This window comes from Rhodococcus sp. NPDC006774 (assembly GCF_040636045.1).
Lineage (GTDB): Bacteria > Actinomycetota > Actinomycetes > Mycobacteriales > Mycobacteriaceae > Rhodococcoides.
The window spans coordinates 1-14,850 of sequence record NZ_JBEYIW010000028.1 but is presented as its reverse complement, the minus strand read 5'-3'; the positions used below and the strand labels follow the sequence as shown (position 1 = coordinate 14,850).

The 14,850-nt window shown below is 64.1% G+C and carries 18 protein-coding genes; 8 read left to right on the top strand and 10 right to left on the bottom strand.

Translation table 11 applies throughout. The annotated features are described in order from the left end of the window. The first annotated feature begins 60 nt into the window (after nucleotides 1–60). Nucleotides 61–498: an Lrp/AsnC family transcriptional regulator gene (locus ABZ677_RS25425; RefSeq protein ID WP_032376860.1), complete on the top strand. Its 438-nt coding sequence runs from the start codon at nucleotides 61–63 to the stop codon at nucleotides 496–498. Here the strand turns inward: ABZ677_RS25425 and ABZ677_RS25420 are convergent. Both ABZ677_RS25420 and ABZ677_RS25415 read right to left on the bottom strand, forming a co-directional pair. Beyond that, on the bottom strand, nucleotides 470–3,184 hold the full coding sequence (locus tag ABZ677_RS25420) for a molybdopterin cofactor-binding domain-containing protein (RefSeq protein ID WP_358374441.1): 2,715 nt from the start codon (nucleotides 3,182–3,184) through the stop codon (nucleotides 470–472). The two genes, ABZ677_RS25425 and ABZ677_RS25420, sit on opposite strands and share 29 nt — an antisense overlap. Next, nucleotides 3,181–3,993, bottom strand: coding sequence for an FAD binding domain-containing protein (locus ABZ677_RS25415; RefSeq protein ID WP_358374439.1), 813 nt, complete (start codon nucleotides 3,991–3,993; stop codon nucleotides 3,181–3,183). Before ABZ677_RS25415 ends, ABZ677_RS25420 begins: the two co-directional genes overlap by 4 nt. Nucleotides 3,994–4,215: 222 nt before the next feature. Here ABZ677_RS25415 and ABZ677_RS25410 point away from each other — a divergent pair, with 222 nt between their 5' ends. Continuing rightward, the gene (locus ABZ677_RS25410; RefSeq protein ID WP_094633768.1) at nucleotides 4,216–5,784 is read left to right on the top strand and encodes a PucR family transcriptional regulator; all 1,569 of its coding nucleotides are present in this window, start codon (nucleotides 4,216–4,218) and stop codon (nucleotides 5,782–5,784) included. A gap of 9 nt (nucleotides 5,785–5,793) precedes the next feature. Further along, nucleotides 5,794–6,426, top strand: coding sequence for a DUF2461 domain-containing protein (locus ABZ677_RS25405; RefSeq protein WP_358374437.1), 633 nt, complete (start codon nucleotides 5,794–5,796; stop codon nucleotides 6,424–6,426). A 10-nt stretch (nucleotides 6,427–6,436) separates the two neighbouring features. Here ABZ677_RS25405 and pucL read toward each other — a convergent pair whose 3' ends face one another. Genes pucL through uraD (ABZ677_RS25385) form a run of 4 tightly spaced genes read right to left on the bottom strand, consistent with a single transcriptional unit; the run spans nucleotide 6,437 to nucleotide 10,100 of the window. Continuing rightward, complete coding sequence (gene pucL / locus ABZ677_RS25400) at nucleotides 6,437–7,357, bottom strand: factor-independent urate hydroxylase (RefSeq protein ID WP_358374434.1); 921 nt, start codon at nucleotides 7,355–7,357, stop codon at nucleotides 6,437–6,439. Nucleotide 7,358: 1 nt separating this feature from the next. Further along, complete coding sequence (gene uraH, locus ABZ677_RS25395) at nucleotides 7,359–7,685, bottom strand: hydroxyisourate hydrolase (RefSeq protein WP_094739435.1); 327 nt, start codon at nucleotides 7,683–7,685, stop codon at nucleotides 7,359–7,361. Beyond that, nucleotides 7,682–8,185 carry a 2-oxo-4-hydroxy-4-carboxy-5-ureidoimidazoline decarboxylase gene (uraD, locus tag ABZ677_RS25390; RefSeq protein WP_037188083.1) on the bottom strand — a complete coding sequence of 168 codons (504 nt, stop codon included), beginning with the start codon at nucleotides 8,183–8,185 and terminating at the stop codon, nucleotides 7,682–7,684. Before uraD (ABZ677_RS25390) ends, uraH begins: the two co-directional genes overlap by 4 nt. A gap of 10 nt (nucleotides 8,186–8,195) precedes the next feature. Further along, on the bottom strand, nucleotides 8,196–10,100 hold the full coding sequence (uraD, locus tag ABZ677_RS25385) for a 2-oxo-4-hydroxy-4-carboxy-5-ureidoimidazoline decarboxylase (protein WP_037188082.1): 1,905 nt from the start codon (nucleotides 10,098–10,100) through the stop codon (nucleotides 8,196–8,198). Between the two features lie 178 nt (nucleotides 10,101–10,278). Between uraD (ABZ677_RS25385) and ABZ677_RS25380 the strand changes: the two genes are divergently transcribed. Further along, nucleotides 10,279–10,812, top strand: coding sequence for a nucleotidyltransferase family protein (locus tag ABZ677_RS25380; protein WP_358374429.1), 534 nt, complete (start codon nucleotides 10,279–10,281; stop codon nucleotides 10,810–10,812). Here the strand turns inward: ABZ677_RS25380 and ABZ677_RS25375 are convergent. After that, on the bottom strand, nucleotides 10,803–11,327 hold the full coding sequence (locus ABZ677_RS25375; protein ID WP_358374426.1) for an alpha/beta hydrolase: 525 nt from the start codon (nucleotides 11,325–11,327) through the stop codon (nucleotides 10,803–10,805). The genes ABZ677_RS25380 and ABZ677_RS25375 overlap by 10 nt on opposite strands. 168 nt (nucleotides 11,328–11,495) lie before the next feature. Here ABZ677_RS25375 and ABZ677_RS25370 point away from each other — a divergent pair, with 168 nt between their 5' ends. Genes ABZ677_RS25370 through ABZ677_RS25355 form a run of 4 tightly spaced genes read left to right on the top strand, consistent with a single transcriptional unit; the run spans nucleotide 11,496 to nucleotide 13,629 of the window. Beyond that, on the top strand, nucleotides 11,496–11,897 hold the full coding sequence (locus ABZ677_RS25370; RefSeq protein ID WP_358374424.1) for a VOC family protein: 402 nt from the start codon (nucleotides 11,496–11,498) through the stop codon (nucleotides 11,895–11,897). A gap of 29 nt (nucleotides 11,898–11,926) precedes the next feature. Beyond that, the gene (locus tag ABZ677_RS25365) at nucleotides 11,927–12,562 is read left to right on the top strand and encodes a methyltransferase domain-containing protein (RefSeq protein WP_358374421.1); all 636 of its coding nucleotides are present in this window, start codon (nucleotides 11,927–11,929) and stop codon (nucleotides 12,560–12,562) included. 27 nt (nucleotides 12,563–12,589) lie between these two features. After that, complete coding sequence (locus tag ABZ677_RS25360) at nucleotides 12,590–13,066, top strand: DUF2306 domain-containing protein (RefSeq protein WP_358374418.1); 477 nt, start codon at nucleotides 12,590–12,592, stop codon at nucleotides 13,064–13,066. Continuing rightward, entirely contained in the window at nucleotides 13,063–13,629 is a 567-nt protein-coding gene (locus ABZ677_RS25355; protein WP_358374415.1) for an AAA family ATPase, read from the top strand. The genes ABZ677_RS25360 and ABZ677_RS25355 overlap by 4 nt, the downstream gene beginning before the upstream one ends. Nucleotides 13,630–13,635: 6 nt before the next feature. On the opposite strand, the gene ABZ677_RS25350 is transcribed toward ABZ677_RS25355, so the two are convergent. The 3 genes from ABZ677_RS25350 to ABZ677_RS25340 form a co-directional block, all read right to left on the bottom strand. Continuing rightward, a complete protein-coding gene (locus tag ABZ677_RS25350; RefSeq protein ID WP_358374413.1) occupies nucleotides 13,636–14,322 on the bottom strand; it encodes a haloacid dehalogenase type II in 687 nt (228 codons plus the stop codon). After that, complete coding sequence (locus tag ABZ677_RS25345; RefSeq protein ID WP_037188069.1) at nucleotides 14,319–14,744, bottom strand: DUF1707 domain-containing protein; 426 nt, start codon at nucleotides 14,742–14,744, stop codon at nucleotides 14,319–14,321. The genes ABZ677_RS25350 and ABZ677_RS25345 overlap by 4 nt, the downstream gene beginning before the upstream one ends. 7 nt (nucleotides 14,745–14,751) lie before the next feature. Continuing rightward, nucleotides 14,752–14,850 (bottom strand): biotin/lipoyl-containing protein (locus ABZ677_RS25340; protein WP_358374493.1); only part of this gene is annotated, 99 nt, incomplete at its 5' end.

Sequence of the window (14,850 nt, the reverse complement as noted above, 5' to 3'; positions counted from 1 at the left end):
TCGACCAGCAGAAACTGATGTGGGCGCTGATTCGTCTCGGATCTGGGCTACATTGCGCAGGTGAGTGAAAATCTCGATCGCGTCGATCGCTTGATCATCGACGAGCTTGTCTCCGATGGCCGCGCCACTTTGGCGACGTTGGCGGAGAAAGCTTCCCTGTCCGTCTCGGCCGTTCAATCCAGAGTTCGGCGGCTGGAGTCCCGACGTGTCATCCGTGGGTACACGGCGCAGGTCGACCCGGAGGCCCTCGGCAGGCCGCTGTCGGCGTTCGTGGCAATCACTCCGATCGATCCGGCGCAACCGGACGATGCCCCCGCTCGGTTGAAGCATCTGTCGGCCATCGAGTCGTGCCACTCGGTTGCCGGTGAGGAAAGCTACGTTCTGCTCGTGCGGGTCGAGTCGCCGAGGGCGCTCGAGCGCTTGCTGCAGGAGATCCGCGCCACCGCCAACGTGCAGACGCGCAGCACGATCATTCTGCAGACGTTCTACGACCGCTGACCGCCCGCCACACCCGGTCCGACGACATGGGTAGGTCGTACAGTCGAGCGCCGACGGCGTCACGAATGGCGTTGGCCAGGGCCGGTGCCACGGGATTGTACGGAGACTCGCTCATCGACTTCGCACCGAACGGGCCCAGACGGTCGTAGGTGTCGGCGAACAGAACTTCGGTGCGAGGTATGTCCGCGAACTGCGGAACGTGGTAGCTACGAATCGAATCGGTGGTGACGAGACCGGCACCGTCGGTGCGGATCTCCTCGTACAGCGCGCTCCCGATCGCCTGGGCGACGCCGCCCTCCACCTGCCCACGGCACTGCTGCGGGTTCATCACGGTTCCGGCGTCGGCGCTCTGTACCGACTGCAATATTTTCACGGTCCCGGTGTCCTCCTGGACCGCCACCCGGAACGCGTGCACGTTGAACGCCAGCGAACGCGGCAGCCCGCCACTGTTGCCCTCGGTGACGAGGGAGCCTCCCGCCATCGCCAGAATGTCGTCGAGGGTGACGAAACGATCTCCGCAGCGCACGCCCTCCGGTCCGAGTGTGCAGTCCGAATTTCGGTGTCCGGTCGCGGTGGCGGCCAGATCCAGAATGCGAGCCGACATCGCGCGAACCGCCGCATACAGGGCCTTGCCTGCCACCACGGTGCCCGCCGATCCGAAGGCACCCGTGTCGTACGTGACCGAGTCGGTATCGGATTGATCGACTTCGATGCGGTCGACGGACGTGCCGAGTTCACTCGCCGCGATCTGAGTGTGGACGGTGGTGGTTCCGTTGCCGAATTCCGCAGTCCCGACGCGTATCTCGTACCGACCCTCGGGCACCAGTGCGACCGAGGTCTCGGCTCGGTGACCACGCGGCGGAATGGTCGCGATCATGGCCACCGCCATTCCTTCGCCGACCTTCCAGCCCGCCGGGGCGTGCTCGCCGTTGCCCCGTCGCAGAGCGGCTTCGGCCAGGTCGATGCACTGATCGAGGCCGTAACTGCCGAACTGCAGGTCGTCTTCTTCGTGATGGGCGGCCACGATGTCGTCGCCGCGGACGATCACGTTGCGTCTGCGGAACTCGAACGGGTCGACGTCGATCTCTCGCGCCAGATCGTCCATCGCCGATTCGATCGCGAACATCACCTGTCCCAATCCGTAGCCTCGGAACGCTCCGGACGGAATGTTGTTGGTGTACACGGTTTTTGCGTCGACTCGCTTGTTGGCGCACCGGTAGATCGCCACCGATTCGCCGCAACCGTGGAACATCACACCGGCACTGTGGTTCCCATAGGCACCAGCGTCGGTGAGAACGTCGATCGACAGGGCGGTCAGCGTACCGTCGGCGCTCGCGGCGGCCGTGACGTCGACGCGGAACGGATGGCGGCACGGTGCGACGGTGAACTCGTCCGTGCGCGTGAACTCGAACTGCACCGGTCGACCGGTACGCAGTACCGCCAGCGCCACCACGTCTTCGGTGAGCAACTCCTGCTTGCCGCCGAATCCGCCGCCGACGCGCGCAGTGAACACGCGGACGCGGTCGCGTGCCAAACCGAAGATCTCGCAGATCTCGTCGCGGACCAGAAACGGAACCTGAGTGCTGGTGCGCAGATTCAGTTTTCCGGTCTCGTCCAACCAACCGATGGTGCCGTGGGTTTCCAGGTGTACGTGCTGAATCCGTTGAGTGGTCCAGCGGCCGGTGACCACCGCCGCTGCGCTGCGAACGGCAGCGTCGACGTCCCCGGTACTGCCGTGCAGCTCGGCCACCAGATTGCGAGACGGATCCGCGATTCGCGCCGTCGCGTCCTTGTCGCCGTGGATCTTCGGCGCATCCGGTGCGAGCGAGGACTCCGGATCGAACACGGCGGGCAGCACGTCGTACTCGACGACAAGAGCGCGGCACCCCTCCTCGGCTGCTGCAACCGATTCTGCGACCACGATCGCCACTCGCTGGCCGATGAAGCGCACGACGGTGTCGAGAACATGGGTGTCGTCCGGATCGTCGACGCGGCGGTCGTGGCGGGCCGTCGAGAAGGCGGTCGACGGGCTGTCTTTCGCAGTCAGGATCAGGTGCACCCCCGGTACCTGCTCCGCTGCGGTGGTATCGACGGAGACGATCCGGGCATGCGCGTGTGGACTTCCGAGAACACTGGCGTGCAGCAACCCGGGAGGGGTGTGGTCGAGTGTGTAGGGCTCGGTTCCGGTGACGATGCGCGTGCTGGCGGGTGCCGCGATGGATCGTCCACACGCCGGACCGTCGACGGACTTCTCGGTGTTGACCACCCCGCAGACGGCGTCGGACACGGCGCGATACCCGGTGCAGCGACACAGGTTTCCCTTCAGCCGTTCGGGAAGCTCGTCCAGATCTTCCTCGGTCAGCGTCGAGGCGGTGACGACCATTCCGGCAGTGCAGAACCCGCACTGGAAACCGGCGGCGTCGACGAATCGCCTCTGCATCGGATGGAGGTCGTCCGGTGTACCGAGCCCCGCGACGGTGGTGACGGACCGGTTGGCGGCACGGAACGCGGGAAAGATGCACGAGTGCACCGGTTCGCCGTCGACGAGCACCGAGCATGCGCCGCAGTCGCCCGCGTCGCATCCTTTCTTCACCTCGAAGTGGTCGTGTTCACGGAGCATGGTGCGCAGGCACTGACCGGGCCGCGGAGTGACATCGGTCGGTACACCGTTGATGTCTACGATCATGACAACTCCTCGCGAATCTGCTGCGCTGCAGTGCAACTGATGTGACGGCGCCAGTCCGGAGCCCCGTGGGGGTCGTCGTACCAGTGCTGGGGACCGATGGTGGCGGCGAGCGCGTCGTCGAGTTCGCCCGCCGTCGGCAGGCTCGGGAAGCGCAGAACGAACGGACGGACGGTCGACGCGCTGACGGTCAGAACGAATTCGCCGCCGTCGTCGACCCGCCCGATCACCACGGCGGCCGATCGCCCGAGCGGTGACAGTGCGAGCTTGCGCATCGCCGTTCTGGACCGGAGCGCGTGCAGTGGAATATCGATGCTGCGCAGCACGTCTCCCGATCGAAGTGCGTTGGCGTGCGGGCCCGTGACCAGATCAGCGATCGCGATGCGGTAGTCGTGATCGGGCCCATCACCCGACCACACCTGCCCGATACCGTCGAGAGCGGCGGTCAACGAGATCATCGCTCCGGCAGGCAGGGCCAGCGCGATGTTGCCGCCGACGGTGGCGGTCTTCCAGATCTTGAACGAGGCCAACAACGCTGCTGCGCAGCGGGGAAACAATGCGGTGGCCGGCCACGGAGAGGTATAGCGCGCCAAAGTCTCGATGGTGCAGGTCGCAGCGATCTCGAGCCCGGTCTCGGTGACGGTCAACGGCTCCCAGCCCAGGGCAGTGACATCGACGAGGGTGGCCAAGTGGTCCTGCTTCTCCGAGAACAGCCAGGTACCGCCGGCAAGGACCGCGGTGTCCGCGCGTCCGGGCGGAAGGTCCGCGCGGGAGCCGGGAAGCAGAATGTCGTCGACAGTGCCGAGATCCATGGCCTTCGTTCACCTCGTTTTCGCCGGCAGATCCACCACGCCGGCAGATCGACCACCCGATGTGTCATCTCGAACTGTAGTGAGTATCTGTTACCGATCTTCGGTCGTCCGGCGATACGCCCGAAACTCGGAGGAAACAACCCACACATACTGTTTCTTCCTACGAGCTCAGCTGTTTCGAGCACGCTCAGCGAGGGCCGGGGCCGGGGGAGGAACAGCACAGTGCAGGTCAAGGACTTGCTCGACGCCACGCAGCTCGGCATTCGATTGCTCACCTCCGATCCGGACGCCCTGGGTCGCACGCTGCGATGGACGTACACGACCGACCTGCCGGACCCGTCGCGCTACATCGCTGGTGGCGAACTGGTGATCACCGGCCTCGTGTGGCATCGGACGGCCGCAGACAGCGAGGTGTTCGTCCGGGCCGTCACCGAATCAGGGGCCTCGGCACTGGCCGCCGGTGAAGGGCTGCTCGGTCACATTCCACCGGACCTGGTCGACGCATGCGAGCGGCACGGACTACCCCTGCTCGCGGTACCCGACACCGTCTCGTTCGGTGAGGTGACCGAGTTTCTCGTCGGCCGTGTCACCGGAGATCGCATCGCCTCGCTGAACACCTCGCTCGTCAGGCAACGCCAGCTGCTCACCGCGATCGCGGACGGCAGAGCCCTCGACGAGTTGGCGCTGCACACCTCGAGGGAAACCGGGATGGCGTGTCTGATCTTCACGGCGACCGGACGTCGGCTCGTGGCCGAGGTCTCGGCGTTCTCCGACGCCGACGTGGACACGCTGACCCACGCTGCGCTGTCCTCCGAAAGACTGCCCACGACAACCACTCTCAGTGACGGCGGTGTGTACAGCATCTTCGGCATCGGGCCGTCGCTCGTGCAGCGGACCACGCGATGGTTTCTCGCGGTCGCCGGAGACATGGCGACGTTCCCACCCGCCATCGCCGATGCGTTCGGCCAGCTCGCCGCCATCGCCGCGCTCGATCGTGCTCGACGCGAGGAGGGGCGGCTGGTCCGACGCGAAATCGCCGACCAGGCAGTGGCGTTGATCGAAGCCGACAGCACCAGACCCGAAGCCCTGACGCGGCTGCGCCAGGCAGGAGTCGACCCGGACCGCTCGCTGGTCGTCGTCAGGGTCGTCCACAGCGGACGGATCGACCTGCGCGAGATGCTGCGTACGGTTCTCAGCGACACTCTGACCTCCTTCGGTGGGGGTTGTGTCGGGTGCAGCACGCACGGGGACATCGTCGCTGTCGTGAACACCGACGATCCGAACTTCACACAGACACTGCGAACCCGATTGACTCGCTTGGGTTCCGGCATCGGGCACAGCCGGCTGCTCGTGGGGGTCAGTTCCGAAGCGACCGGGATCACCATCGACGGCGCGCTGCGATCGGCCCGTCACGCACTCGAAGTCAGCAGGCAAGGGTCCAGCCCGGTGACCGTCACCGCGGGGGCCCAGCTGACATCGGCTGTGTCGATGCTCTCGGCTCTGCCGGACGACGTCCGGCGGTCCTTCGTCGAACACGTTCTCGCTCCGCTGCTCGACTACGACCGGCGCACCGACGCCGGACTCACGGACACCCTCCGCGAGTTCCTGGCCACCGGTGGATCGTGGAATCGAACAGCCGAGTCGTTGCACGTCCACCTCAACACCGTGCGGTACCGAATCAAGCGCGTCGAGGAATTGCTGGGCCGCGATCTGAGTTCCACCTCGGACCGGCTCGATGTCTACCTCGCGCTTCAATCCATCCCGCGTTCGTCGGCCACCGGGGCCGCATAGGATCGAACGATGACTGGCTTCACCGGAATACCCTTCGCGGCCCTGGACTTCTACGAGGACCTCGAAGCCGACAACAGCAAGCTCTGGTGGAGCGAGCACAAGGATGTCTTCGACAATGCGGTCAAGGGACCGATGACCGCGTTGCTCGCGACACTCGAACCGGAGTTCGGTACTGCCAAGGTCTTCCGCCCCTACCGTGACGTTCGCTTCTCGAAGGACAAAACCCCGTACAAGACCCATCAGGGCGGATTCGTCGCTCGCGGCGACAGCCTGGGCTACTACGTCCAGATCGACCCCGCCGGATTGTTCGTCGCAGGCGGCTTCTACAACTCCTCGACCGACGGCGTTGCCCGCTACCGCCGCACCGTCGACGACAACGTCCGCGGAGCCGAGCTCGAGCGGATTTTGGCGACGTTGACCAAGGCCGGATACGAGATCGGCGGCGACAAGCTCAAGACCAAGCCGCGGGGATACGAGCTCGACCACCCGCGCATCGACCTCTTGCGCCACAAGTCACTCACCGCGGGCAAGCATTTCGGCTCACCCGCGTGGCTCGAGACACCCAAGGCTGCGACGAAGGTGCGCGATGCCTGGCGTGCTCTCGCACCGTTGGTGGAGTGGACTGCGGCACTGCACACGTGAACTCAGCGCACTATCCGACGACAGAGTATGTCCGCCAAGCACTTCCAGCGTCCGGGGCATCCTCGCGTTCGACGGTTGCCTGAATCAGACCGTACGGCCGATCGTCCGCGTTGAACACCTCGAGATTGTTCTCGATGCCGAACTTGCCCAGGTCGTAGACGAAGTGATGCTTGTTCGGTGCGGACATGGTGATCTCGGCGATGAACGGATACTTCTCCAGCACCGCCTCGCCCATGGCGTAGAGGGTCTGCTGGAGGGCCAGCGACTGTAGATTGGCGAACCGCTCGACCATGGCCGCCTTCACGCCCGCATAGACGGCGTCCCACTCGACGTCGGTGGTGGTGTACCGCCACTGCGCTGTCAGCGATGTCGCCATCACCCGGTCGGTCGTGGGCTCGAGAATCGTCAGGTCGTCCTCGAGGAATCCGTGGAACTCCGAGCCCGTGGACTTGAGGATCACCATCTCCTTGAAGCCGCTGATCACCCACGTCTGCTGCGCGTCGCCCTTGCCCTCGACGGTCACCGCCGACGTACGGATCTCCTCACCCTTGCGTGTCCACGTGTGATCGTGCTCGACGCCGTCGATCACCGCCCGAGCCCAGGCGTATTCCTCGAGTTCGATGCGGGCACCGTCGACGGGCTCCACGTCGTCGACGTAGTGACGAGCCAGATCGAGGCCGTAACTCTCCAGGTGCAGTAGGCCCTTGGTCTTGGCGTACGCGTAGGCGGTCTGCTTCTGGGTGTCGGTGGGAAGCACATTGGATTGATCGCCCACCAGATGCGCGGGAGAGAAATCGCCACGCAGAGCGCTCGACACGTTGATGTCATGGATCTCGTGCCGTGGCGAGTCCCGATAGATCCGCACCACGCGGTTCTCCGCCTTGCCGTACTGATTGGATCCGAGGACGATCTTTCCGGTCAGGTCGGTCATGTCAGCTCCCGCGATAGGTCGAATAAGCGAAGGGGGACAACAGCAATGGGACGTGATAGTGAGCATCGGGATCGGTGACGGTGAACGAGATCGACACCTCGGGGTAGAAGCTCGGTGTCTTCGTCGCCTCGAAATAGTCGCCGGTGTCGAACGAGAGTCGGTAGATGCCCGGATCGATCGGCCCCGGTACGACTTCCCCGATGCGGCCGTCCCCGTCCGTGGTGGCGGTGGAGATCTCGCCCTTCTCGGGGTGGAACAGCCGCACCCGCATTCCCACCGCGGGTGTTCCCGAGGTGGCGTCGAGTACGTGCGTCGACAGCCCGGTCACTGCTCCGGACCCAGCATGCGGCCGAGGCGAATTCGATTGATCTTGGCCAGTTCCACGCGGAGCACCCGTCTTTCGGTTTCGGCGTCGTTGTCGAGCCTCTCCTCGAGGATAGCGAGCAGGTCCTCCGCGGATCTGCCGGTGGCGCACACCAGGTAGACGTGCCCGAACTTCTCCTCGTACGCACGGTTTCCCGCCGCCAACTTCTCGCGTACCTCGGTACCCGCAGTCGTCACCGCAGCCTGCTCACGTTTCGACGACGGGTTGTCGGCCTTACCGCCGATCCGTGGATGGCCGTCGAGCGCGTGGTCGATCTCCGCCTCGGGTAGCTCGGCGAGCACTCGATCTGCTCTGTCCAACAGCAGGTCTCGACTGTCGAAGGGGCGACCCTGGGCCACTCGACGGGCCCAGATCGACGATGCGCAGCACTCGTAGAGTGCATGCATCGCCTGCCGATCGCTGAGCCGATTGAACCCGTCGAGCCCTATCCATTCGTGCAGCACATCTCGCTCGCTATCTGAAGTCGTTGATGCGCCCGAACCGCGCGGCGGCGATCGGGTTGGCATCGGCCACGAGATCGTCGAATCGGTAGTTCGCGATCTTGGCAATCTCGATCATCGCGAACGACCGCTCCGCCGACGGTGCGTTCTCGACGCGCGACCACCCGTTGGCCAGGACTCGATCGTAACGCTCCGTCTCCCGTGCACAGATCACCAACGGGAAGCCGAAGTGCTCGCGGTATTCGGCGGCGAGTTGGACGATGTTGTCGTGCTCGTCCTCCTCCAGGTTGGACAGACCGACGTGGTCCGCTGCGTTGAGGGTGCCGGTGGCGTCCTCGCTACCGAGATCGGGGTAGCTGTTGATCAGCTCGATCTGTTCCTCGGTGGTGCCGGCCAACAGTGCCTCCTGGAACGCCTCGCGCAGACCGTGTGCATCGGCGAAAGGCCGCTGCTGGTAGGCGCGTTCGACCACCCACGGCGTGCCCTGCACCAAGCCCCCGAACGTGGCAGCGAAGTCCTCGGAGGACATCTCGTTGACCTTGTCGAGGGTGATGCCCTTACCCGGACCACCGGCGACGGCCTGCCCACGATTGCCGATGTGGAAGAACAAGACGTTGAGCACGATTGCCGAGACCGCGCCGAGAACGATGCCACTGCCGAACAACATTTCGAGCCAAGCGGGCACACCCTCGGAGACCGTCGGTTGGATGGTCACGAGCATCGCGAGACCGAGGCTCGTGGCGACGATGATCAGGTTGCGGTGATCGGTGAAGTCCACCTTCGACAGGGTCTGGATTCCGACCACGGCGACGGTCGCGAACAGGGCGAGCGCGGCTCCGCCGAGCACCGGCGGCGGGATGGATGCCACGACGGCTGCCGTCTTGGGTAGCAGACCGAGGAGAATCATGATGCCGCCTGCCGTGGCCACCACCCAACGGCTGCGCACACCGGTCAGGCGCACCAGGCCGACGTTCTCGGAGAAGGCCGTGTACGGGAACGAGTTGAACGTACCGCCGATGACGGTGGCCACTCCGTCCGCGCGCAGGGTTGCTGCGATGTCGTCCTTCTTGATGCGCTTGCCGACGATCTCACCCGTCGCATACACACTGCCGGTGGTTTCCACGGCGATGATCAGCATGACGACGATCATCGAAATGATGGCGATGACACTGAATTTGGGCACACCGAACAGGAAGGGCTGCGTGAAGCCGATCCAGGACGCGTCGGAGGTGCCGTCGAAGTTCATGTCGCCCAACGCGAATGCGACGGCGCTGCCGATCACCAGGCCCAGAAGCACGGCGATGGTGGCCATGAAGCCCTTGAAGAATCGTTGGATCAGCACGATGATCAGCAGCGTGCCGATCGCGTACGCCATCCACCGTCCGTTGGTCGGATCCTGTTCGTGAGTAGCAGGATTGGTCACCGCATCGTTGACGGCCACAGGGAGCAACGCCACACCGATGATCGTGATGACGGTGCCGGTCACCACCGGTGGGAAGAAGCGCAGCAGCCTACTGAAGTACGGTGCCATGAAGAACGTGACGAGCCCGGCGACGATGACGGCGCCGTAGACGTACAGCAACCCCTCGGTGCCGCCGCCGTTCGCCATCGCGATCGCGATCACCGGAGAGACACCGGCGAACGTCACGCCCTGCAGGAGCGGCAGACGGACACCGATCTTCCAGAATCCGACCGATTGAATGATCGACGCGATGCCGCAGGTGAACAGATCCGCATTGATCAGGTGAATCAACTGCTCGTTGGTCAGTCCGATCGCGCTGCCGATGATGATCGGCACCAAGACAGCGCCTGCGTAGAACGCGACGACATGTTGAAACCCGTAGGCGGCAAGTTTCGGAACGGGGAGCACTTCGTCGACAGGATGGACACGTTTGCGTGTGGTGGGCTTGACGGACATGGGTGGGCACCTCGCGGAAGCAACAGGGCAGGATTCCTGCGACGCTGCAGGAGAAGTGCACTAAGAATCAGCCATCACGCCTATCCTCGCTAGTCGAGCGAGCACAAACTTCGGGGCGTACTCGACGTGGACGTTGTGCGAACATCCAAGACTGCACCCACCAGTGAAAGGAGCGACCGTGTCGGACCTTGCCGTCGGAGTGCTACTCGCCGCCGGTGCCGGAACACGATACGGATCGCCCAAAGTGCTCGCCCACGACGGGCTGTGGCTGAGGACGGCGGTCCAGGCATTGCGCGACGGCGGCTGTGATCGCGTGGTCGTGGTGCTGGGTGCGGCTGATGCGCCCGTGCCCGACGGCGTGATCGCGGTGCACACACCCGACTGGCACCAGGGCATGAGCGCCTCGTTCATCACCGGGCTGTCGGCGGCGTCGGACGCGGACTACGCGGTTGTGCACGTGGTCGATACGCCGGACGTGGGACCCGAGGTGGTGCAGGCAGTACTCGCCGCAGCACGGGAAACAGGTCTTGCCAGGGCCGTGTTCGACGGCCGTCCCGGACATCCGGTCGTTCTGGCGCGTCGACACGTCGACGCAGCCGTGGCATCGGCGTCGGGAGACGCCGGTGCCCGGGACTTCCTGCGGGGAAGAGACGACGTGATTGCCGTCGAATGTTCGCAATGGGCAACGGGAATCGACCACGACTATCGGTGAGCGGCCGGTCCGAGAATTTCGGCGGCAACGGCGTCGATCATGCCGTCGAACTGGTGACCACCGGTTGGTAACTCGATCACTGTCGCCGACGGGAGAGCCGTCGAGTTCAGCGCGAGGTGAGAAACGGGAACCACGTCGTCGTCCCGGCAGTGGACGAGCGTCAGGTCGGTCTCGGGTTCCGGGTCGGTGAACGCGTAGTCGGCGACGTCCCACCCACACGGAGTCCAGTCCGGCATCGCCAGCAGAGTGGCCTGCAGGGGCCATCGGCGGCGATGTTCTGCCAGGACCCCGACGAGGATCGATGCGCCGAAGGAATGCGCCACCACCGAATCCTCCGGTCCGAGCCGGTCCAGGTGTTGCCGAACCGGTCCGGCCCAGTCCTCGAAACCCATGGCGGTGTCGGACAGCTCCGGCATCCGAACATCGAGATGCAGAGCCTGCGCAAGCCCGTTGGCCAGCGGTGCGTCGTCGACAAATCCGCCGGCACCGTGAACGAACAGAAGTCGGCCGACCATGCTGGGGTCCTTTCCTCGGCAATGTTGTCATCGAAGATGACCGAACTGCGGTCGTGAATTCACCGGTTGACTCGGATTCGGGGTCCGTGCGAGCATCGGCGGCAGCGTCGCGTGTCGATGACGGACTGCGTCAGACATGGAGGCGTCGTACTGCCCAGGAGGCAGCGCATGTCCATTTCGTTCGATCACACCATCATCGTTGCGAAGAACAGTTCCGACTCTGCGGCGTTCTTTCGCACGCTGTTCGCTCTGCCGGAGGCACCGTCGTGGGGGCCGTTCGTCAACGTGCAACTCACCGACGGCACGCTCGTTCAATTCGCCGAGCCTCCCTTCGACGATATTCAGTTTCAGCACTATGCCTTTCGGGTCAGCGACGATCTGTTCGACGCGGCCTACGCCAGGCTTGTCGACCAGGGCGTCGAGCACTGGGCCGACCCTCGGATGACCGAACCCGGCACCGTCAACACCGACCACGGAGGCCGCGGAGTGTATTTCCGCGACCCGACCGGGCACTTCTTCGAGATGCTGACGCACTCGTACCTGCCGACGCCGGGTGAGCCGGTACCGTAGCCACTGTGGCCGAGCAACAGCATGTTTCGATGACGAGAGCTGCCTACGACACCGTTGCCGAGAGCTACGCAGACATCGTTCGCGACGAACTCGACGGCCGACATCTCGAGCACGGATTGTTGGCTACGTTCGCAGCCCGGGTTACGAGCGGACAGGTGCTGGAGGTGGGGTGTGGATCCGGCCGCATCACCGAGCAGCTGTACCGCCTCGGCCTCGACGTAGCGGGGATGGATTTGTCGCCCAACATGATCGAGGTCGCTCGGCGCGAACATCCGCACCTGCGATTCGGTGTCGGGTCGATGGAGGCACTGGATGCGGGGGAAAGTTCCGTTGCCGGGATCGTCGCCTGGTACTCGATCATCCACACTCCTCCCACGCAGCTGCCTGCGGTGTTCGCGGAACTGCATCGAGTGCTGACGCCCAACGGTCCACTGCTACTGGCATTTCAATCCGGCAACGAGCGAGTGCGGCTCGAACATGTCTACGGACACTCGGTGTCGTACGACGCATACCGACTCGACCCCGACGCGGTCGTGGGCATGCTCGTCGACGCCGACTTCGAGGTGGACGTGCGCGTGCATCGCGCTCCGATGGGATACGAGTCGACATCGCAGGCATTCCTGATAGCACGTAAAAGAAACACCGTCGGACCCGACGACCGGTAGCGTCGGTCGGGCGAAAGGTGGCTGTCGATGTCGATCACGGTGATCCACACGTCGGCCGCAGTGCTGTCCGTTCTGGTCGGAGCATTGGTTCTGTTCGCCCGCAAAGGCACCGTTTTTCATCGGGCGTGTGGACGCACGTACGTCGTAGCGATTCTGGTGATGATCGTGGCGTCCTTCTTCGTCACCGAGATCCGTGACGGATGGAGCGTGTTCCACGCGGTCTCGATCCTGACAGCCGCGCTGGTGCTGTTCGGCTGGTGCCAGCCCGTGTTCGGGCGCTCTCGTACGGGTTGGGTGCGGCGGCACATGCTGTCGATGCAACTGTCCTATCTGGTGCTGATCGTGACCGGAACGGCTCAGTTCTTCGACCGTCTGCCTCTTCCGAACGACGCACTCAACGCCATCGTCTTTCTGCAGTTGCCCCTGATGGTCGGGATCGTGGCTATCGTCCGTCGTAGTCGACGACCGATCGGCTTCCACGATTCGCTACCGTCGTCTCCGTGATTCTCGGACCGAACGATGCAGTGTCCCGTCGCCCCACGAGGATCGTCGTTGCTGGGACATCCGGTTCCGGGAAAACGACGCTGTCTGCCCGTCTCGGATCGATTCTGGGAATCGAACACATCGAGATCGACAGCCTCTATCACGGGCCGAATTGGACGCCGCGTGCGACGTTCGAGTCCGACGTGGAGGAGTTCATCGCACGCCCGTCGTGGGTCACCGAGTGGCAGTACGGCGTTGTGCGCGATCGCCTCGCAGATCGTGCGGATCTGCTCTTGTGGCTCGACTTGCCACGTCGAACAGTCATGCGGCAGGTGATGATTCGGACGCTTCGCCGCAGGCTCGGCAGGCGCGAGCTGTGGAACGGCAACTTCGAACCGTCACTGCATCGCATCTTCTTCGACCGCGACCACGTCGTTCGATGGGCATGGAACACGTACCGGTTGACTACCGAGCGAGTGCAGCGACTGAGTGTGCGCCGCCCGGAGCTGACGATTGTTCGCTTCCGTTCGCATCGGGACGTGGACGCGTGGATTGCGCACCAGCTGATTCCTCTGACCCGATAACTGTCGTCAGCAGCCCAATTGCGTTGCGAGAGAATCGATCGAGTCGGCGCTGTGAGTCCAGTCGGATTCCGCGGCGAGGTCGGTGGTCTGACTCGGCCCGTGTTCGAGCGGACGGGCGATGAATGCCGTTTCAAAGCCGCAGTCGGCAGCGGCAGCGAGGTCACTGTTGTGTGCGGCGACCATCATGCACTCGCTCGGCTGAAGACCCAGAATGTCCGCGGTGCGGAGATACGCGTCGGGCAGGGGCTTGTACGTCTGTACCGGTTCTGCGCCGAGGATCGCGTCCCATGGCAGTCCGGCATTCTTGGCCATGTCCAACAGCAACGAGATGTTGCCGTTGGAGAGCGGGGCGATGATGAAATCGGTACGCAGTCGCGTGAGCCCTGGCACCGAGTCCGGCCACGGATCCAATCGATGCCACGCGTGATTCAAGGACGCGACATCACTGTCGTCGAGCCGAATGTCGAACTCCGACAGTACGACTCGAAGCGACTCGAGATGGAGTACATCGAGCCGGGTGAACGGTCGACTGCCCGATCGAACCTGTTCCATCGCCGGTTGATACAGGCTGCGCCAGCGGTCGGCGAATGCATGACTGTCGACATCGGGACCACACACGGATTCGACCTCGCGGGCCACGCTGGTGCGCCAATCGACCACTGTGCCGAACACATCGAACAGAAGCGCCTTCAACGATCCCTCTTCTTTTTCTTCTTTTTCTCGTCCTTGGAATGGCCACCTGCCGACAGCAGCGCACCCGCCAGTGGAATGAGAAGGAAGAAGAGCCACTTCTGATCGAAGTCGGTGAGGAAGAACAATGCCAGTGAACCGAAGATGACCAGGGGCATCACCACTGCGCGCCAATCGATTCCGGCACCGCCCTCGGTCGGTGCCGGAGACTTCCCGAGCTGGGCGGGTGTGTGCGACGTCGAAGCAGCGGGGAGATCGACGAATACCTTGTCGATCTCCCCACGCGTCGTCGCCGAAGCAACGACGGCGCTGCGCTCGTCGAATTCGGGCACAGTCAGCCGACCCTCACTGAAGTGCAGACTCAGTGCCTCGAGGGCCTTCTCCCGATCGGCCGTACCGATCCGAATTTCCGGAAGCTCGGACATCGCTACGTCATTTGATCTCTGCGAGGACGGTGCCTTGGGTGATGGCGTCGCCTGCGGTGACGGTCAGGCCGGTGATGGTGCCTGCTTTGTGGGCGTTGACGGGGTT